20 protein-coding genes are annotated in these 17,717 nt (G+C 67.7%); 12 read left to right on the plus strand and 8 right to left on the minus strand.

Features of this window, described 5'->3' with window-relative positions:
- Positions 1–96: 96 nt before the first annotated feature.
- From leuC to grxD, 9 genes are all read left to right on the plus strand, one after another.
- On the plus strand, positions 97–1,539 hold the full coding sequence (leuC, locus tag BM009_RS03860) for a 3-isopropylmalate dehydratase large subunit (protein ID WP_093293956.1): 1,443 nt from the start codon (positions 97–99) through the stop codon (positions 1,537–1,539).
- 20 nt (positions 1,540–1,559) lie between these two features.
- A complete protein-coding gene (locus BM009_RS22490; protein WP_175487881.1) occupies positions 1,560–1,700 on the plus strand; it encodes a hypothetical protein in 141 nt (46 codons plus the stop codon).
- A 98-nt stretch (positions 1,701–1,798) separates the two neighbouring features.
- A complete protein-coding gene (leuD, locus tag BM009_RS03865; RefSeq protein ID WP_093293958.1) occupies positions 1,799–2,428 on the plus strand; it encodes a 3-isopropylmalate dehydratase small subunit in 630 nt (209 codons plus the stop codon).
- Entirely contained in the window at positions 2,391–3,392 is a 1,002-nt protein-coding gene (locus BM009_RS03870) for an NADPH:quinone oxidoreductase family protein (RefSeq protein ID WP_175487882.1), read from the plus strand. The genes leuD and BM009_RS03870 overlap by 38 nt, the downstream gene beginning before the upstream one ends.
- A 74-nt stretch (positions 3,393–3,466) precedes the next feature.
- A complete protein-coding gene (locus BM009_RS03875) occupies positions 3,467–3,751 on the plus strand; it encodes a hypothetical protein (protein ID WP_139216524.1) in 285 nt (94 codons plus the stop codon).
- A gap of 40 nt (positions 3,752–3,791) precedes the next feature.
- Positions 3,792–3,944: a hypothetical protein gene (locus BM009_RS22495; RefSeq protein ID WP_175487883.1), complete on the plus strand. Its 153-nt coding sequence runs from the start codon at positions 3,792–3,794 to the stop codon at positions 3,942–3,944.
- A 216-nt stretch (positions 3,945–4,160) separates the two neighbouring features.
- On the plus strand, positions 4,161–4,484 hold the full coding sequence (locus tag BM009_RS03880; RefSeq protein WP_093294628.1) for a DUF1476 domain-containing protein: 324 nt from the start codon (positions 4,161–4,163) through the stop codon (positions 4,482–4,484).
- A 1-nt stretch (position 4,485) separates the two neighbouring features.
- Complete coding sequence (locus BM009_RS03885) at positions 4,486–4,725, plus strand: BolA family protein (protein WP_064313164.1); 240 nt, start codon at positions 4,486–4,488, stop codon at positions 4,723–4,725.
- Between the two features lie 3 nt (positions 4,726–4,728).
- Positions 4,729–5,061 (plus strand): Grx4 family monothiol glutaredoxin, encoded by a 333-nt coding sequence (gene grxD, locus BM009_RS03890; RefSeq protein ID WP_084582175.1) that lies wholly within the window; start codon positions 4,729–4,731, stop codon positions 5,059–5,061.
- A gap of 100 nt (positions 5,062–5,161) precedes the next feature.
- Here the strand turns inward: grxD and BM009_RS03895 are convergent, their stop codons facing one another.
- From BM009_RS03895 to BM009_RS03930, 8 genes are all read right to left on the minus strand, one after another.
- Positions 5,162–8,122 carry a TonB-dependent receptor plug domain-containing protein gene (locus BM009_RS03895; protein WP_093293960.1) on the minus strand — a complete coding sequence of 987 codons (2,961 nt, stop codon included), beginning with the start codon at positions 8,120–8,122 and terminating at the stop codon, positions 5,162–5,164.
- Positions 8,123–8,490: 368 nt separating this feature from the next.
- Entirely contained in the window at positions 8,491–9,447 is a 957-nt protein-coding gene (locus BM009_RS03900) for an NAD-dependent epimerase/dehydratase family protein (RefSeq protein WP_093293961.1), read from the minus strand.
- Positions 9,447–10,409, minus strand: coding sequence for a bile acid:sodium symporter family protein (locus BM009_RS03905; protein ID WP_093293963.1), 963 nt, complete (start codon positions 10,407–10,409; stop codon positions 9,447–9,449). Before BM009_RS03905 ends, BM009_RS03900 begins: the two co-directional genes overlap by 1 nt.
- 64 nt (positions 10,410–10,473) lie before the next feature.
- Positions 10,474–11,151, minus strand: coding sequence for a hypothetical protein (locus BM009_RS03910; RefSeq protein WP_093293964.1), 678 nt, complete (start codon positions 11,149–11,151; stop codon positions 10,474–10,476).
- A gap of 31 nt (positions 11,152–11,182) precedes the next feature.
- Positions 11,183–11,593: an acyl-CoA thioesterase gene (locus BM009_RS03915; RefSeq protein ID WP_302847347.1), complete on the minus strand. Its 411-nt coding sequence runs from the start codon at positions 11,591–11,593 to the stop codon at positions 11,183–11,185.
- A gap of 95 nt (positions 11,594–11,688) precedes the next feature.
- Entirely contained in the window at positions 11,689–12,459 is a 771-nt protein-coding gene (locus tag BM009_RS03920; RefSeq protein WP_093293968.1) for a FadR/GntR family transcriptional regulator, read from the minus strand.
- A gap of 54 nt (positions 12,460–12,513) precedes the next feature.
- On the minus strand, positions 12,514–13,587 hold the full coding sequence (locus BM009_RS03925; protein ID WP_093293969.1) for an NAD(P)/FAD-dependent oxidoreductase: 1,074 nt from the start codon (positions 13,585–13,587) through the stop codon (positions 12,514–12,516).
- Positions 13,584–14,522: an alpha/beta fold hydrolase gene (locus tag BM009_RS03930; protein ID WP_093293971.1), complete on the minus strand. Its 939-nt coding sequence runs from the start codon at positions 14,520–14,522 to the stop codon at positions 13,584–13,586. The genes BM009_RS03925 and BM009_RS03930 overlap by 4 nt, the downstream gene beginning before the upstream one ends.
- Positions 14,523–14,570: 48 nt before the next feature.
- Between BM009_RS03930 and BM009_RS03935 the strand changes: the two genes are divergently transcribed.
- Genes BM009_RS03935 through BM009_RS03945 form a run of 3 tightly spaced genes read left to right on the plus strand, consistent with a single transcriptional unit; the run spans position 14,571 to position 17,717 of the window.
- Entirely contained in the window at positions 14,571–15,047 is a 477-nt protein-coding gene (locus BM009_RS03935) for an A24 family peptidase (RefSeq protein ID WP_093293973.1), read from the plus strand.
- Between the two features lie 56 nt (positions 15,048–15,103).
- Positions 15,104–16,135, plus strand: coding sequence for a Flp pilus assembly protein CpaB (gene cpaB, locus BM009_RS03940; RefSeq protein ID WP_093293975.1), 1,032 nt, complete (start codon positions 15,104–15,106; stop codon positions 16,133–16,135).
- A gap of 1 nt (position 16,136) precedes the next feature.
- Positions 16,137–17,717 (plus strand): type II and III secretion system protein family protein, encoded by a 1,581-nt coding sequence (locus BM009_RS03945; protein ID WP_093293977.1) that lies wholly within the window; start codon positions 16,137–16,139, stop codon positions 17,715–17,717.

Below are 17,717 nucleotides of genomic sequence, written 5' to 3' on the forward strand. Positions count from 1 at the left end.
CGGGATCAGCATGCGACCAAGTGCAGGTCGCGCCGGTGAACGGCAGAAAATGTCCCGAAAGCTTGCATCCGCGCACGATTCGACTAGATCGCGCGCATGTCGAGTGAACCGCGCACCCTGTACGAGAAGATCTGGGCCGACCATGTGGTCGAGCGCCGGGACGATGGCACCTGCCTGATCTATATCGATCGGCACCTCGTCCACGAAGTCACCAGCCCGCAGGCCTTTGCCGGCCTTCGCGCGGCGGATCGCACGGTGCGCCGCCCCGACCTTACCCTCGCGGTGCCCGATCACAACCTGCCGACCACCCCGCGCGTCGACGCCGCCGGCAACCCGCTGCCGATCGCCGATCCGGCCAGCGCCGGTCAGCTCTCCGCCCTGCGCGGCAACGTTGCCGAGTTCGGCGTGCCCTATATCGACGCGCTCGATGCGCGGCAGGGGATCGTCCATGTCGTCGGGCCCGAACAGGGCTTCACCCTGCCCGGCACCACGCTCGTCTGCGGCGACAGCCACACCTCGGCGCATGGCGCGCTGGGGGCACTGGCCTTCGGCATCGGCACCAGCGAGGTCGAGCATGTGCTCGCCACCCAGACGCTGCTGCTCAAGCAATCCAAGACGATGGAAGTCCGGGTCGACGGCACGCTCGGCCACGGCGTCAGCGCCAAGGACGTGGTGCTGGCGATCATCGGCAAGATCGGCGCGGCCGGCGGCACCGGCTATGTCATCGAATTCACCGGCGAGGTGATCCGCAACCTCTCGATCGAGGGGCGGCTGACCATCTCCAACATGTCGATCGAGGGCGGCGCCCGCTCGGGCCTGATCGCGCCCGACGAGAAGACCTTCGCCTATCTCAAGGGCCGCCCGATGGCGCCGACCGGCGAGGCGTGGGACCGCGCCGTCGCCTATTGGAAGACGCTGCCGACCGACCAGGGTGCCGTCTACGACAAGGTGGTGACGCTGGACGCGGCCGACATCGCGCCGTCGCTCACCTGGGGCACCAGCCCCGAGGACGTGGTGCCGATCACCGGCGTCGTGCCCGATCCGGAGAGCTTCGCCGATCCGTCGAAGCGCGCCGCCGCGCAGCGCTCGCTCGACTATATGGGCCTCACCCCCGGCACCGCGATGCAGGACATTCCGGTGGAGCATATCTTCATCGGCTCGTGCACCAACAGCCGGATCGAGGATCTGCGCGCCGCCGCCGCGGTGGTGCAGGGCCGCAAGGTCGCCGACCGCATCCGCCAGGCGCTGATCGTGCCGGGCTCGGGGCTGGTCAAGCGCCAGGCCGAGGAAGAGGGGCTCGACCGGATCTTCCTGGAAGCGGGCTTCCAGTGGCGCGAGCCGGGCTGCTCGATGTGCCTGGCGATGAACCCGGACAAGGTTCCCGCCGGAGAACGTTGTGCTTCCACTTCGAATCGCAATTTCGTAGGACGCCAGGGCCCGGGATCCCGCACCCACCTCGTCTCGCCCGCGATGGCGGCGGCGGCGGCGGTTACGGGGCACCTGACGGACGTTCGCGAGTTGATGGCGAACAACGCGTAATAGTTAAGGGGAGAGACGCCGTGAAAAAGGCGCTCGTCGCATTGATTGCCGGAACGATCCTGAGCGGTTTCGCCGCTGCCTATGCGGGTGCCTATCCGCGGCCGGAGACGCCGATCAAGACCATACCGGCGCTCGAGCGGGTGGTCGTCGCACCGCGCTGACGCGGGCGGCCGATTGCCGGAAATTGGGATGGCCGCCGGCCATTCGTTAGGAAAGCTGTGTCCATGCATCTGAACACCGTGTCGGCGGAGCGCCGCTGATGGAGCCGATCCAGCAGGTTTCGGGTCGCGCCTATCCTTGGGGCGCCAAGAACATCGATACGGATATCATCATCCCCGCGCACTGGCTGAAGACCACGACGCGCGAGGGGCTGGGCAAGGGCGCGTTCGAGAGCGTGCGCGCGGAGCCGGGCAATCTGTTCGACGATTCCCGCTATGCCGGCGCGCCGATCCTGGTGGCGGGCGAGAATTTCGGCTGCGGATCCAGCCGCGAGCATGCCGCCTGGGCGCTGGCCGATATGGGCATCCAGGCGGTGATCGCGCCGAGCTTCTCGGACATCTTCTCGGGCAACGCCTTCAAGAACGGCATCGTCACCGTGGTGCTGCCGCAGGAGGCGATCGACCGGCTGGTGCAGGTGGCGACCGCCAACAATATCACCGTCGACCTGGAGACGATGACCGTCACGACGGACTTCCAGGATCGCTTCGCCTTCGAGCTCGACCCCTTCCGCCGCGACTGCCTGATGCAGGGGCTGGACGAGATCGGCATGACGCTGGCACAAGATACCGCGATTTCGAAATTCGAATCCGCGGTTGCGCACGAACGCCCGTGGATCGCTGTAGGAGGCGGACATGAAGGCGTTGCTGTCGAAGGCATCGGGCGGACCTGATACTCTAAGCCTGGAGGATGTGGCCGACCCGCAAGTCGGCAAAGGCCAGGTGCTGGTTGGCGTGCGAGCCTGCGCGATCAACTATCCCGACGTGCTGATCATCGAGGATCGCTACCAGTTCAAGCCGCCCCGGCCGTTCGCGCCCGGCGGCGAGATCGCCGGCGTGGTCGAAGCCGTCGGCGAAGGCGTGACCGACTGGGCGCCGGGCGACCGGGTGATCGCGGTGCCGGGCCATGGCGGGTTGGTCGAGAAGCTGGTGCTGAGCCCGGCGCAGCTCTACCGCCTGCCCGAGGGCCGTAGCTTCGAGGACGGCGCGGCGCTCCTGCTCACCTATGCGACGACGATCCATGCGCTGCTCGACCGGGGCAGGCTGAAGGCGGGGCAGACGCTGCTGGTGCTGGGCGCGGCCGGCGGCGTCGGGCTCGCGGCGATAGAGCTGGGCAAGGCATACGGCGCGACGGTAGTGGCGGCGGTCTCCTCCGAGGAGAAGGCTGAGGCCGCACGGGCGGCGGGCGCGGATGTGACGTTGGTCTATCCGCGCGGGCCGCTCGACAAGGAGGCGTCCAAGGCGCTGGCCGAGGCGTTCAAGGCAGCGGTCGGCCCCAAGGGCGCGGACGTGATCTACGATCCCGTAGGCGGCGACTATGCCGAGCCGGCGCTGCGCGCGATCGGCTGGGAGGGGCGCTATCTGGTGGTCGGCTTCCCGGCGGGCATCCCGAAGCTGCCGCTCAACCTGACGCTGCTCAAGAGCTGCGACGTGTGCGGCGTGTTCTGGGGGGCCTTCGCCGCGCGCGATCCCCAGGCCAACCGCGCGCATGTCGACACGCTGTTCCGGCTGTGGAGCGACGGCAAGATCGCGCCGCGAGTGACGGAGGTGTTCCCCTTCGCCGAGGGCGGCGCGGCGATCGCCAAGATGGCGGCGCGGGCGGTGATCGGGAAAGTGGTGGTGCGGGTGGCGGGATAGACCTCTCGGCACCGGACCTGTTGCTTGCGCGTCTGCCGGATCGGCATAAACTCTCAGGACGAACGGGGGTCATCGTGTCGGTAGAAGCATTGATTCAGGTGTTGGCCGACACACGTGCCCTGCTTGCGTGCCCTTCCAACGACTTCGCGCGGTCGCGCTGGAGGAACACGGAGGCTGCGGTCGCCGAAATCGACGGGATCATCGGACGAATACACGCCGCTGATACGATCAAGCTGCTGGAGCTTGAGGCCTTGTATGGCCCCACAAGCTCGCTGCAGGAAGTCGGCATCGAAAGCGGCTGGGGCGATGCCTTCCTGCTGCTGGCCTCGCGTTTCGATGCCGCAATTGCAGACCTGTGATATGGATCGCTTGCTCTCACGTCGACGCGGCTGAACGTTCGTGACTGACGCGATCGAGATCGTTTTGCGGTTGTTTTGGGAGGGCGGCGTAGAGTTTGCCTACCATCGCTGGGGCTGGCCCGGCGCAATCGCAGCCATTCTCGCGCCGATCGCGATCGTCGTGGGGATGATCGCGATTTTCCGACACAGCTAATCCTCCCCCGCCAGGGGGAGGTGGCGCGCGCAGCGCGACGGAGGGGGAGGACGCCAGAACCTCGCCTCTCGTGCTTCCTCCCCCTCCGTCAGGCTGCGCCTGACACCTCCCCCTGGCGGGGGAGGATCGATTGGGAGGCGCCATCCGGAACCACCCCCGTTGCCAGCGCGGCCCCTCCCTCCTATCTCGGTCCCGAGTTTAGGTAAGGGGCATATGATGACCACATTCGACGATCGCGAACGGGCGTTCGAGGCGAAGTACGTGCGCGACGAGGATATGGCGTTCCGCGTCACCGCGCGTCGCAACAAGCTGCTCGGCCAGTGGGCCGCCGCCAAGATGGGCCTGACGCCCGAAGAGACCGACGCCTATGCCAAGGCCGTCGTCCAGGCCGATTTCGAGGAAGCCGGCGACGAGGACGTGATCCGCAAGCTGGTGGGCGACATGCTCGCTGCCAATGTCGAGATCGACGAGGCCACGGTGCGCAGCGCGATTGAGGAAAAGATGGTCGAGGCGCGCCGCCAGCTGATGGAATCCAAGTAACATGCCGATGCCCGCTGCCGAGATCGAGGCGCTGATCCGCGCCGGCATCCCCGACGCCCAGATCGAAATCACCGATCTGGCCGGCGATGGCGACCACTATGCAGCGCGGGTTGTCGCCCCCATGTTCCGGGGCATGCCGCGCGTGCGGCAGCATCAAGCCGTCTATGCGGCGCTGGGTGGACGGATGGGCGGCGTGCTCCACGCGCTCCAGCTGACCACCGAAGCGACGCCCGAGGAGTAAGCAATGACCGACGATACCCAGGCCCGCATCCAGCAGCTGGTCGATGGCAGCGACGTGCTGCTGTTCATGAAGGGCAGCCCCCTGTTCCCCCAGTGCGGCTTTTCCAGCCGCGCCGTGGCGATCCTCAACCATCTCGGCGTCGAGTTCGACAGCGTCGACGTGCTGCAGGACCAGGGCGTCCGCCAGGGCATCAAGGCCTTTTCCGACTGGCCGACCATCCCCCAGCTCTATGTGAAGGGCGAGTTCGTCGGCGGTTCGGACATCATGATGGAAATGTACGAAAGCGGCGAGCTGACCCAGCTGATGGCCGACAAGGGCGTCGCGGCTTCGGCCTGACCCGCTCCCGTCGTACGGCACCGATCAAGGGCTCCTGCCGGTGGCGGGAGCCCTTTTTCGTTGCCAGGGGAGGCAGCGCCGCCGCCTCCCCTGCCCGCGCTCAGAACTTGAACCGCACGCCGGCGCGGTACACCCGGCCGATCTGGTCGTAGAGGGCCGGGTTGTTGAAGATGGTCGAGCGGGCCGGATCGCGATCGAACAGATTGTCGATCTTGCCGTAGAGCGTCACGTCCTTGATCACGTCGAAGGTCGCGCCGACGTCGAGGTAGAAGGACCCCGGTATATAGTTGTTGTCGATCGTCGGCCGCTGGGTGGTCGAGGCCGGGCAACCGCTCTGGCAGACGACATATTGGTTGCCGATCGTGCCGGAGGTGAACCAGCGCTCCTGCACCAGCAGCGAGAAGCGGCCGCTGTCATAGGTCTGCACCGCCAGCCACTTCCACTTGGGCGTTGCGCCAAGGTTGTTGCCGGCATTGTCGACCGGTATCGTGCCCGGCAGCCCGGTATCGGTGATGTTGTTGATCACATGCGTTGCCAGCGCGCGCAGCGTGAAGTTGCCCGGCAGCCCCAGCGGCCGCGCCCAGCGATAGCTCGCCTCGATGTCGAAGCCCTCGGTGCGGATTGAGGCGAGGTTGAACGCCTGGACGTTGATGAAATTGGGGCCGGCGGTGTTGCTGAGGTTGAACGCGCTGCACGTCTCCAGCAGCACCTTCTGGAAGCAGAGATTGACGATGTCGGTCGCCGCGAGGCTGGAGATCACTTCGTCGATCTTGATCTTGTACCAGTCGAACGAGAGGTTCAGCCCCCGCGCCCAACCGGGATTGGCGAGGGTGATGCCGGCGGTGGTGTTGCGCGCGATCTCGGGCTTGAGCGCGGTGTTGCCGATCGAGTTCTGGATGACCAGCACGTTGATCTTGTTGAACGGGTCGAAGAAGTTCGGCAGCGTCGTCGTGACGGGGGCGGCGAACAGCTCGGACAAGTTGGGCGCGCGCACGTCGCGCGAGGTGACGCCGCGGATGCGCAGGCCGTCGATCGGCAGTTCCCAGGTGCCGCCGATCTTCCACGCCCAGACCGTGCCCGAGGTGGTGTAGTCGGTCACCCGCGCCGCGCCGTTCAGATTGGCATGGCCCAGCGTCTCCGAAGCGAGCAGCGGCAGGTTCGCCTCGACAAAGGCTTCCTTGACGCTATAGGCGCCGGTGCCGTTCTTGTAGTTGCCGGCATACCAGTTGTTGCCGGTGGTGAGCAGCACCGGATCGTTCGGATAGTCGCCGCCCGGCGCGGTCGCCGCGAAGCCGGCGCCATAGGGATCGGCGCGCACCTTGTAATATTCGTGGCGATACTCGCCGCCGAACGCGATTGACAGCGGCCCCGCCCACAGGTCGAGCGGCGAGCCCGAGATGTTGATGCTCGCCACGTCCTGGGTCTGGCGGGTGCGCTGGAACGGCCCGTGCTCGGGCATGATGTAGGCCAGGGCCGCCGCCGAGGGGTTGCCGCCGATGATGTTGAGCGGCTGGCAGCCATTGGCCCGCGCGGCGGCGTCGCGGCAGACGATCGTGCCGTTCAGCGTCGTCGCATCGATCGCCTGGTTGAAGCGACGCGACAGCATGATGTTGCGCACGTCGATATCGGTATAGTTGGTGCCGTGCTCGCCATAGATGTCGTAGGTCCAAGGCGTGCCCGCGATTTCCACCTTGCCCTTGCCGCCGAGCACGAAGCGATATTGGCGGCGATCGGTATAGACGCGGGTGTTGCCCAGCGCGGCGTTGCTGGTGCCGTACTGGAAGCTGGTGATCCCCGCCGTCGTGCAGGCCTGCTGGACCAGCGCCGGCACATGGGGATTGGCGCATTGCAGCGTCAGGCCGGGCCGGTTCTGGCCGTTGACCGGCTGGTTGTTGGTCTTCACCTGGCCGATATTGACGCTGAAATAGAGCTCGTTGTCCGGCGCGATGTCGAAGCCAGCGCGGCCATAACCGTTGATCCGCTCGATCGCCGATTTGAGCGAGCGGCCCGCATCGATATTGCCCGACAGATCGCCGCCCTGACAGAAGCCGGCGAAGCAGCCGAGGACCGTGCCCGCCTTGTCGCGTGCGGGCACGCCGTTCGAGCCATACTGGAACTGGAAGGGCTGGCCGCTCTGGTCGAAGGCGATGCCCTGCAGCGGCCCGGCGGTGATCAGGCCATATTTGGTGAAGGTGATCGACTGCGCCCAGTCGCGCACGACATATTGCGGCGATCCGTCGTTGAGCACGCCGCGATCGATCAGCGAGCGCTGGGTGAACCAGGTGCGGCCATTGGCGAGCCTGGTGCCGAACTCCCCGCCGCCGATGCCTTCCTCCTTGTCATATTCGGCGCTGCCGACGAGGTGGAGCCGGTCGCCCAGTGCACTGGTGCCCGCCGCCAGCTGGACGAGGCCGGTCGCATCGTCGCCATAGGTGGTGATGCCGCCCTGGATGTTGCCGCGGATGCCCTTGAAGCGGGTGTCGGTGATGAAGTTCACCACGCCGCCCACCGCGTCCGAGCCATAGGAAGCGGAAGCGCCGCCGTTGACGATGTCGACGCGCTTGACCAGCAGCTGCGGGAACAGGCTGACATCGGGCACGCCTGTGACGTTGGCGCCGACCACCCGCTGGCCGTCGAGCAGCGTCAGCGTACGGATCGTGCCCAGGCCCCGCAGCGAAAAGGAGCTGAGCCCCTGTTGGCCGCTCGAGGTGCTGAAGGTGTTTACCTGCGTGCCCGACGAGCCCTGCAGCGACGGCAGCTGCGAAATGGTGGTGAAGACGTTGGGCTGCGCATTGGCGGCGATCTGCTCCTCGCCCAGCACGGTGGTGGGAGTCGGCGCGTTGAAGCCGCTTACCGCGATGCGCGAGCCGGTGACGATGATCTCGCTATCCTGCGCTTCGGCCCGAGTCTGCGGGACCGTGTCCTCGCTCGCCGGCGGCCGCGGTGCAGGCGTGGTCTGCGCCAGCGCGGACAGCGGCACGAGGCACACCCCCGCGACGATCAGCCCAAGCGACGTGGTGCGCAGCAGCGCGCGACGGCGATCCCTCTTGTCGTAGAACATCCTCACCTCCCTGATTCGGCGTCCGTTGTCCGGACCGGCGGGGAGGCGGCGGCGAATGCGCGGCGGGACGCGCCGAGCATGCCGACAACGCCAGGACGCACCATTCCTGTCGCGGTGCAGCAAGTGCACCACGGCTACCGATCGGCTCCTCTCCAGTCCAACGCCTTGGTTATCTTACGATTCGCGCGAAAGACTTGCCCGAGACACGCTAGTGCGCACCACGGCCCCGCCCCAATCGAGCGATGTTCACGTTAACATCGCTACGCTATTGTTGACCGAAGGTGAAGTCAATAGTCCGTGTACATGGGGCTGCCCCGTTTGGGAGGCAGTGAAAACTCAGTCCAGCAGCGCGCTATCTTGGCGGGCGTTCAGCCGAGCATTTCCTTCGGCGAGACATAACCGGGGTCATGCGCGAAGGGCAGCGGCGCGCCCGCGCGCAGTGCCGCCAGCACCGCAGCGAAGTCAGTCTCGCAGCGAAAGCCGAGCACGCGCTCGGCGAGGCTCGAATCATAGACACGGCCGATGCTGGCGGGCAGCGTCCAGCCGCGCGCTGCGTAGAGCGCCGGGGCATCCGGGAAGGCACGCGCGATCACCGCGGCGGCATCCCGCTTCAGCGCGGCGCAGTCGGCGCGGCCGAAGGGCGTCGGCGCGGAGATCACGAATACGCCGTGGCCGATCGCCGGCGCCCGTTCCAGCGCCACCAGATGCGCCCGCGCCGCATCCTCCACCGTCAGGCGGCGATGGAGCAGCTCGTCGGCCTTGAGGTTCTCGCCCGAGGGCGTGGTATGGGTATCGTCGTCCTCGGGGAAGAAGCGGCTGGTGCGCAGCACGATCGTGGCGAGCCCCTGCTCTGCCCAGGCGATCCGGCACAGCCCCTCCGCGGCGAGTTTGGTGACGCCGTAGATGTTGCGCGGCGCGAGCGGCCCACTCGCCTCGTCGAGCCATATTGCCGAATCGCCTGCCTCGTCGCGGATCGCCTGGGAAATCATCAGCGAAGTGGTGGAGGTGAAGACGAACCGGTCATGCCCGGCGGCCTTCGCGCATTCGAGCAGGTTGAGCGTACCGGTCACATTGACGTCGACAAAGGTCTGCGCCGGGTACCGCACGATGTCCGGCTTGTGCAGCCCGCCGGCATGGATCACCGCCTCGATGCCATGGTCGGCAAAGACCTGCTCGACCAGCGCGCGATCGGCGACCGAGCCGAGCACGTCGGTATCGGCACCCGGCGCGACGTCCAGTCCCACGACTGCATGCCCCGCCGCCCGCAGCATCGGCGCCAGGAAGCGCCCCAGCCAGCCCGACGATCCGGTGAGCAGCACCCGCATCAGTCGCGCGCGCCATATTTGCGCGCCAGCACCGCGCAGACGAACAGCTGGAGCTGGTGGAAGATCATCAGCGGCAGCACGATCAGGCTCACCGCGCCGCCGGGAAACAGGATCGTCGCCATCGGGATGCCGCTCGCCATGCTCTTCTTCGATCCGCAGAAGACGATGGCGATCTCGTCCTCCTTGCTGAAGCCCAGCTTGCGGCTGCCGAACATCGTCACCGCGATGACGATGCCGAGCAGCACCGCGTTGAACGCCAGCACCAGTGCCAGGTCCCCCAGCGACACCCGGCCCCATACGCCCGCCACCATGCCCTCGCTGAACGCGGCATAGACCACGAGCAGGATCGAGCCGCGATCGACCACCATGGTCAGCAGCCTGTGCTTGAGGATGAAGCCACCGATCAGCGGCCGCGCTGCCTGCCCCGCCGCGAAGGGCAGCAGGATCTGCATCGCGATCGATTCCAGCTGGGACAGCGAGAAGCCCGCACCGCTGTTGCTAGGCAATAGCAACGCCACGAGCAGCGGCGTGATGATCACGCCGATCAGATTGGAGAGCGAGGCGCTGCACAAGGCGGCCGGCACGTTGCCGCGTGCGATCGAGGTGAAGGCGATCGACGACTGCACGGTCGACGGCAACAGGCAGAGGAACAGGATGCCCAGCGCGATCCCGCCCGGCAGCACATGACCGGCCAGTGCATAGGCGCCGAGCCCGAGGATCGGGAAGAACAGGAAGGTGCTGAGGAACACGGTCAGCTGGAGCTGCCAGTTGGTCAGCCCCGCCCAGATCGCCGAAGGGGCCAGCCGCGCACCATAGAGGAAGAACAGCAGCGCCACCGCGATCGTCACCGCCTCGTCCGAAATGCTCGCCCACATGCCCCGCGCGGGAAACAGCGCGGCAAGGCCGACCGTGCCGAGCAGCATCAGCAGATAGGGATCGATCCAGCGACGAAGGGCAGCCATGCGGGTACTCGCACCATGGAAACTGCGGTGCCCCATGCGCGCGCCTGCACGCCCGCGCAAGCGCTTAGGCCGCAGCCGCCGCCTGCATCGGATGCAATCCTTCGCCCGCATCCGCCCAGTCGGTGCGGCGGCGCACGAAGGGATTGAGGAACAGGAAGGGCAGCTTCACGAACAGCAGTTCGGAGTGGATGAACGTATCGACCGCCCGCTCCCACCAGCGCGGTTCGCGCTTCCCGTGCGCGCGCAGCCAGCCGTCATAGGGGGCCCAATGGCTCGGCTCGTCCTTCTCGATGATCCGGAAGATGCGGGTCAGCACCTTGTCGCTCAGCACCGCCGGATGGTTCAGCAGGATATGGACCTGGCGGTGGCCGCGCTGTTCGGTCAGCGAGATCACCCGGCAGAGCTTCTCGAACTGCGCATCGTCCTCGATCAGCTTCTGCGTATCGAGCGCGTCGATGGGGCGACGGAACATGATCTCGACGAACCGGTCGATATGCCCGCAGGTCCGGTCCACCGTCAGCGGCATCCGCCCCTGCAGCTCGAACCAGCGCTTGAACATCTGGTAATGCTTGCGCTCGTCGGCGCGGTGCTTCTCGATCGCGGCGATCAGCGCGTGGTCGTCCGGCGCGCGCAGCCGCACCGCTTCGAGCACCCGGTCGATGCTCGTATAGCCGCGATGCTCGTTGTAGATGTAGATCGACCCCAGCAGGTCGAGATAGCGACGGCGGAACGCGGATAACATCGCCGGACGCTATGCGTCCGGCATGTTTCCGTCAATCGGCGCCCTTGACGAAGAAATGGTCGATCACGTCCTTGGCGAGCCGGGCCGGCCGCTTGGTTTCGGCATCGAGGCAGCACCAGCTCGACTTCACCTCGGCCAGCACCTCGGAACCGCGACGGATGATCGTCTCGTAGAAGGCGCGGGCGCCCTGCACCTTCTCCAGCAGCACGGTGGCGACCACGTCGTCCTCCAGGAAAGCCGGGCGGCGATAGGTGATCTCGTGCTTGAGCGCGACCCAGAGGTGCTCGGCCACGGCCTCGACCGGCGCCAGCGCCTGCCAATGGCTTACCACCGCCGCCTGCACCCACTTCAGGTAGGACGCGTTGTTCACATGTCCCATGAAGTCGATATCGTCCTGTTCGACGTCGACCCGGAATTCGAAGGGAATCGCAGCGTTGCTCACCCTGACATCATAGACCAGGCGCGACCAACAAGCGACCCGCGCACCGCCAAATCAGCAATAAAGATGCGATCGGCGCATGCCGTAGCGGCAGGCGGTCAGGCCGGGCCGATTTGCAGCCGCTTGGCCAGCGTGTCCCGGCGGGCATCCAGCTCGTGACGGGCGCGCTCGATCAGCTCCAGCTCGGTCGCCTCGAGCAGGTCGTCGACCACGCCGCGCAGGTGCCGCCGCATCGCCGCGCGGGCGCCGTGCGGATCGCGGGCGTGGAGCGCATCGAGGATCGGGCGATGCTCGTCGTAACGCGGATTGACGCCGTTGCGCCGCGCGCGATCGAACATGTTGGCGCAGAGCGGCGATCGGGTGCGCAGCTCCCACAGATATTCCACCACGCTGCGGATCGCGGCGTTGCCCGTCGCATTGGCGACCGCGATGTGGAAACGGTGATCGGCGTCGAACAATGTCGCGTTGCCGGTGGCGGGATCGGCCATTTCCTCGGCGATCTGGTCCAGCTCGGCCAGCTGCTCGGCAGTGATCGACACCGCCGCCAGCGCCGCCGCCTCGCCTTCGAACAGGATCCGCGCCTCGGTCAGGTCGAACGCGCCGATATCGAGGTTGAGCGCATCCTCGCGCAGCCCGCCCGAGCTGTCGCGGTGGGTGACGTAGAGGCCCGAGCCGTGCCGCGCCTCGATCCAGCCCTTCATCTCCAGCGCGATCATCGCTTCGCGGATCGTCGGCCGGCTGACCTTATACTCCTCGGCGAGGTCGCGCTCGCCGGGGAGGCGCGTGCCGGGGGCCCAGCGACCGGTCTCGATACCGTCGGCGATGGATGCGGCGACGCGCTGGTAGAGCTTGCTTCGGTTCAGTTTCATCACCGACTCTCATAGGCGAGCGATGGATTTTCGCAAAGCCTTTGGCCTTACCAATCAATCCCGAAAACGATCGGGCAAGTAACGTTCGGGATCCAGCACGGGAGATTCGCCCCGCAGCAATTGGCAGGCCAATATGCTTGCAGCGGGCGCGGTCTGAATGCCGAAGCCGCCCTGCCCCGCGCACCAGAAGAAGCCGGGCGTCGCCGGATCGAAGCCATAGACCGGCCGCCGGTCGGGCGCGAAGCTGCGCAGGCCTGCCCAGCGATGCTCCAGCGCGGCGACCCGCCAGTCCACCACCTGCTCGAAGCGATGGATGGCGGTGGCGATATCGATCTCCTCCGGCGCGGCATCGCAGGCTGGGCTGTCCACTTCGTCATGCGGCGTGAGCCACAGGCGCCCGCCCGCCTCGGGCTTGAAGTAGAAACTGCCGCCCAGGTCGCTGACCAGCGGGCAGCCCGCCGGGGGCGCCGGATCGGTACGCAGCTGCACCATGGTGCGGCGATAGGCGCGAATGCCGATCGGCGCCGCACCCGCCAGCGCGGCAATCTGGTCCGCCCAGGCACCGGCTGCGTTGACCAGCAAGTCGGCGGCAAACGTCCCGGCTTTCGTCTCGAGCTGCCAAAAGCCGCCCTCGCGCACGGCACCCGTCAGCCCTGCCGAGCAGTGCAGCACCGCACCGGCCGACTTGGCGCGCGCGAGGAAATGCTGATGCAGCGCGGCTACGTCGATATAGGCGCAGCCAGGTTCGTGGATGCCCAGCGCCCAGTCCTCGCGTAGCCCGGGGACGATGCTGCGCGGATCCACCGCGTGGAGGGTGACGCCGCTGCCCTCGAACGCCGCGAGAAAGGCATCGACTCGCCCCTGGTCGCCCGCCCGCGCGAGGTGCAGTTCGCCCAGCGGATCGAGGAACCCGCCTTCGCGCAGCATCGGCCCCGACGCGGTGGTGAGCGGCTGGACGTCCGGCCCGCCATAGGTTTCGGACCAGAACGCGGCCGAGCGCCCGGTGGCGTGATAGCCCGGCCGCTCCTCGGCCTCGAGCAGCAGCACGCGGGCATGCGGCGCGAGTTCGGCGGCAAGGCTCGCACCCGCAATGCCCGCGCCGATGATCGCGACGTCGAACCGGGTCATCGGCGCGGCGCTCGTGCGTCGAGAAAGCCGTCGATCGCCGCCAGCGCCCGGTCCCGCACCGGATCGGCCTCGCGCAGGATCTCGTGTGCGCTCTCCGGCCCGAAGCGCAGCACCTCGCCACCGGGCAGTCGCAGCGCGATCCGCAGCGCGGCGCGTGCGTCGACCAGCCCGTCCGCCTCGGCCACGACGAACAGCAGCGGCGTTCGCACCGACTCCAGCGGCCTCGCCTCCAGCGCCGCCATCGAGCGGAACGCCGCGACCAGCCACTGCCAGCTCGGCGGCCCGGTCAGCAGCGTGCGGTCCCGCGCCTGCCACCACAGCTCGTCGGCATAGCGGGCGGGGTCGTGGGTGAGCAGATGGGCACGCGTCTCGGTGGTATAGGGCTTCTCGTTGCCCTTCCATGCCGGCCGCCGCGGATCGCCCAGCCGCGCGAGCACCCGTGCGATCGGCGGCGCCAACCTGCCCAGCGCGCTGCGCACCCCCAGCATCGGCGCGACCAGCACCGCGGCGTCGGGTGCGATCGCCCCCTCGGCCAGCCCGCGGAGCACCAGATGCCCGCCCATCGAATGCCCCATCACGACATGCGGCCCCGGCGTCTCCGCCTGCCACTGCGCGGCGAAGGCGCGGAGGTCGTCGATATAGGTGCCGAAATCGTCGATATGGCCGCAATTGGCCTTGGGGGTGAGCCGGCCGGACCCGCCCTGCCCGCGCCAGTCGAACGCGGTGATCGTCCAGCCCGCCGCATGCCAGCGGGCGAAGCTTTCCAGATATTTCTCGAACACGTCGCCCCGGCCGGTCTGGAACAGGATGCTGCCCCGCGCGGCGACCTCGGCCGGCCAATGGAAGCGGCGGAGCGGCCAGCCGTCGGGCGCCGCCCATCGATCCACCACCGCACCTTCGGGTATCGTACGCGCGAAATTCCGGGAAACTGCCATGCGGCGTGGTTACGGTTTCGTAAGCCGGTCCGTCTACCCATTTGGGCCATGGGGGCGATCTTCCAGGCCTGTCTGCTCGGCGCGCTCGCGCTGCTCCTGCTCTCCGCAGGCGTGGAGGACGTGCGCTTCCGGACCATCGCCAACGCCAAGAACGCAGCCATCGCGCTCGCCGCGCCGCTCTGGTGGTGGGCGAGCGGCATGGCGCTCTGGCCCGATGTCGCGCTGCAGATCGGATGCGCCGCGATCGTCTTCGCCCTGTTCATCGGCGTATTCGCTGCCGGTGCGATGGGCGGGGGCGACGTCAAGCTGATCGGCGCGCTGGCATTGTGGCTGCCGTTGATGCCGCTGCTGCGCATGCTGATCCTGATGTCGCTGCTGGGCGGTGCGCTGACGCTGGCGATGCTGCTCCACCAGCGGCTGCGCCGCCGCGGCAGCACGGTCGCGATCGAGGTGCCGTACGGCGTGGCGATCACGCTTGGCGCGGGGATTGTCCTCTACGAACCGATTCTTAACCGGATCATGTGATGCTTAACGCCGCCACAACCGGGTCGGCCAACGAATACGAAAAGGCGTAATTCAACATGGACGCACGTAGGCTATTGCTGCTCGTCGGCGCGTTGCTGGTCGCGGCCGTGACCGCGTTCATGGCGCGCAGCCTGGTGCTCGGTTCTGCCGCTCCGGCCGCCGGCGCGATGGCGCCGGGCGTTCCCGCCGCAGCCGCCGCCGCGCCGGTCAACACCACCGAAGTGCTGGTCGCCAAGCGCGCGCTGCCGGTGGGCACGATCCTCGACGCCACCGCGCTCGAATTCCGCCCCTGGCCCAAGGACCTCGTGGAAGGTGCCTATTATGTCCGCGGCCAGAGCGAGCCCGCCAAGCTGCAGGGCGCCGTTGTCCGCTTCGCGGTGCCCGCCGGCCAGCCGGTGACGCAGGGCGCGCTGGTCAAGCCCGGCGACCGCGGCTTCCTTGCCGCCGCGCTCGGCCCCGGCATGCGCGCTGTCACCGTTCCCGTGTCCGCCCAGAGCGCGGTCGCCGGGTTCGTCTTCCCGGGCGATCATATCGACCTGATCCTCACCCAGACGGTCAGTGGCGACGGCCCGCCGCTGCGCGCCTCGGAGACCGTGCTGCGCAATTTGCGCGTGCTCGCCACCGACCAGCGCACCGACAAGCAGACCGACGACAAGGGCAAGACCGTGGTCACCGCCTATTCCACCGTCACCGTCGAGGCGACTCCGAAGATCGCCGAGAAGATCGCGGTCGCGCAGACCGTCGGCACGCTATCGCTGTCGCTGCGCTCGCTCGCCGACACCCAAAGCGATCTCGACGAGGCGATCGCCAGCGGCGCGATGAACGTGCCCGACGATCCCAAGCAGGAAAAGGCGTTCCTCGCCCGCGCCGCCAGCCGGCCGCAGGACGATAGCGACTCCTATGTCACCGGTGCCGACGTGTCGCGCTTCCAGCGCCGCACCGTTCCGGCCAAAGAAGCGACCCCGGCCGGCATGAGTGCCCCCGCAGTCGCGGGCAGCGCCCCGGTAGCGGCTCAAGTGATGGGCCCGGTGGTGCGCGTCGTCCGCGGCAGCGATGCCAGCCTGGTCCCCGTCGGCGGAAAGAACTGAGATGCAGCGCTCCCCCCTCCTCGGCGCCGCGACTCTCGTCGCGCTGCTCGCCGCCCCGCCCGCGCTAGCGCAGACCCGCAGCGCCAAGCCCGTCGCCCGCATGGCGCAGCTGCCCGCCGGCAGCCAGCGCCCGGCGCGCGAGGTGCTGCTGTCGATCGGCGAGGGCGAACTCGTCACCCTGCCCGCCGCCGCCGCCAATGTCTGGACCTCCAACCCCAGCGTCGCCGACGTCTATGTCGCGAGCACGCGGCAGATCCATCTCTATGGCAAGGCATTCGGCGAGGCGACGGTGTTCGCCACCAACGCCGCGGGGGCGGTCGTCTATTCGGCGAACATCCGCGTCAGCCAGAACATCAGCAGCATCGATGCGATGATGAAGGCGGCGATGCCCGATTCGGACATCACCGTCACCACCGTCGGCCAGATCGCGGTGCTCAACGGCACCGTCCGCTCGCCGCAGGACAGCGAGCAGGCGCAGCGGCTGGTCACCGGCCTGCTCAACCCGGGCATCAACATCAACGATGCCAACGCGTCGCTCAAGATCGGCGTGGTCAACCGGCTGCGCACCGCCACGCCGCTGCAGGTGCAGCTGCAGGTCCGCTTCGCCGAAGTGAGCCGCAGCTTCGTCAAGAACCTCAACGTCAACCTGACCAACCGCGATCGCGGCAGCTTCCTGTTCGGCATCAGCCAGGGCAAGGCGGGGACGATCACCACCAATACCGGCACCACCGCGGATCCCGCGACCGGGGCGGCGCCGGGGGGCAGTATCTACAGCTTCCCCGCACCCAGCACCGGCAACACGATGCTCGGCGCGGCCGGCCGCTTCCTCGGCACCGATCTGCTCGCCAGCCTCGATTTCGGCGAGACGATCGGCCAGGTCTCCACCCTCGCCTCGCCCAGCCTCACCGCGCTGTCGGGCGAGACCGCGAACTTCCTCGCGGGTGGCGAAATCCCGATCCCGATTGCGCAGGCGCTCGGCACCACCACGGTGGAGTACAAGCAGTACGGCGTCAGCCTCGCCTTCACCCCCACGGTGTTGGCGGACGGTCGCATCTCGCTCCATGTCCGACCCGAAGTGTCGCAGCTTTCCTCCTCCGGCGCGGTGACCCTGGCAAACACCACCATCCCCGCGCTCACCACCCGCCGCAGCGACACGACGGTGGAGATGGGCTCGGGCGAGAGCATGGTGATCGGCGGGCTGCTGCAGAACAGCCACAACAACTCCATCACCAAGACGCCGGGCCTCGGCGACATGCCGATCCTCGGCGCGCTGTTCCGCTCGAACGCCTTCCAGCGCAACGAGACCGAGCTGGTGATCGTGATCACGCCGTACCTCGTGCGCCCGGTCAATGCGAACCAGATCCGCCTGCCGACCGACGGCTACAAGGCGCCGAACGATTTCGACCGCATCTTCCTGGGCTCGCTGGCCGAAGGCAAGTCGGGCGGCGAGCGGCCGATGCCGAGCATGGCGCCGCCAAGCGCCGCACCTGCCACCGGCGCGCTGGTCCCTGCCCCGATCGCGCCGCCCAGTCGTCCCGCCAGATCCAAGAACGCCGCCGCCGCGCCGGGCTTCGGCCTGTGA

It is taken from the genome of Sphingomonas sp. NFR04, from assembly GCF_900114095.1.
Lineage (GTDB): Bacteria > Pseudomonadota > Alphaproteobacteria > Sphingomonadales > Sphingomonadaceae > Sphingomonas.

Bases quoted from the DNA above. Each gene is read 5' to 3' on its own strand.
- BM009_RS03905 (WP_093293963.1), bottom strand. From the start codon at position 10,409: ATGGCTGCCCTTCGTCGCTGGATCGATCCCTATCTGCTGATGCTGCTC.
- BM009_RS03925 (WP_093293969.1), bottom strand. From the start codon at position 13,587: ATGACCCGGTTCGACGTCGCGATCATCGGCGCGGGCATTGCGGGTGCG.
- leuC (WP_093293956.1), top strand. From the start codon at position 97: ATGTCGAGTGAACCGCGCACCCTGTACGAGAAGATCTGGGCCGACCAT.
- BM009_RS03910 (WP_093293964.1), bottom strand. From the start codon at position 11,151: ATGTTATCCGCGTTCCGCCGTCGCTATCTCGACCTGCTGGGGTCGATC.
- BM009_RS03900 (WP_093293961.1), bottom strand. From the start codon at position 9,447: ATGCGGGTGCTGCTCACCGGATCGTCGGGCTGGCTGGGGCGCTTCCTG.
- BM009_RS03945 (WP_093293977.1), top strand. From the start codon at position 16,137: ATGCAGCGCTCCCCCCTCCTCGGCGCCGCGACTCTCGTCGCGCTGCTC.
- BM009_RS03895 (WP_093293960.1), bottom strand. From the start codon at position 8,122: ATGTTCTACGACAAGAGGGATCGCCGTCGCGCGCTGCTGCGCACCACG.
- BM009_RS03885 (WP_064313164.1), top strand. From the start codon at position 4,486: ATGCCGATGCCCGCTGCCGAGATCGAGGCGCTGATCCGCGCCGGCATC.
- BM009_RS03920 (WP_093293968.1), bottom strand. From the start codon at position 12,459: ATGAAACTGAACCGAAGCAAGCTCTACCAGCGCGTCGCCGCATCCATC.
- cpaB (WP_093293975.1), top strand. From the start codon at position 15,104: ATGGACGCACGTAGGCTATTGCTGCTCGTCGGCGCGTTGCTGGTCGCG.
- leuD (WP_093293958.1), top strand. From the start codon at position 1,799: ATGGAGCCGATCCAGCAGGTTTCGGGTCGCGCCTATCCTTGGGGCGCC.
- BM009_RS03930 (WP_093293971.1), bottom strand. From the start codon at position 14,522: ATGGCAGTTTCCCGGAATTTCGCGCGTACGATACCCGAAGGTGCGGTG.
- BM009_RS03935 (WP_093293973.1), top strand. From the start codon at position 14,571: ATGGGGGCGATCTTCCAGGCCTGTCTGCTCGGCGCGCTCGCGCTGCTC.
- BM009_RS03880 (WP_093294628.1), top strand. From the start codon at position 4,161: ATGACCACATTCGACGATCGCGAACGGGCGTTCGAGGCGAAGTACGTG.
- grxD (WP_084582175.1), top strand. From the start codon at position 4,729: ATGACCGACGATACCCAGGCCCGCATCCAGCAGCTGGTCGATGGCAGC.
- BM009_RS03870 (WP_175487882.1), top strand. From the start codon at position 2,391: ATGAAGGCGTTGCTGTCGAAGGCATCGGGCGGACCTGATACTCTAAGC.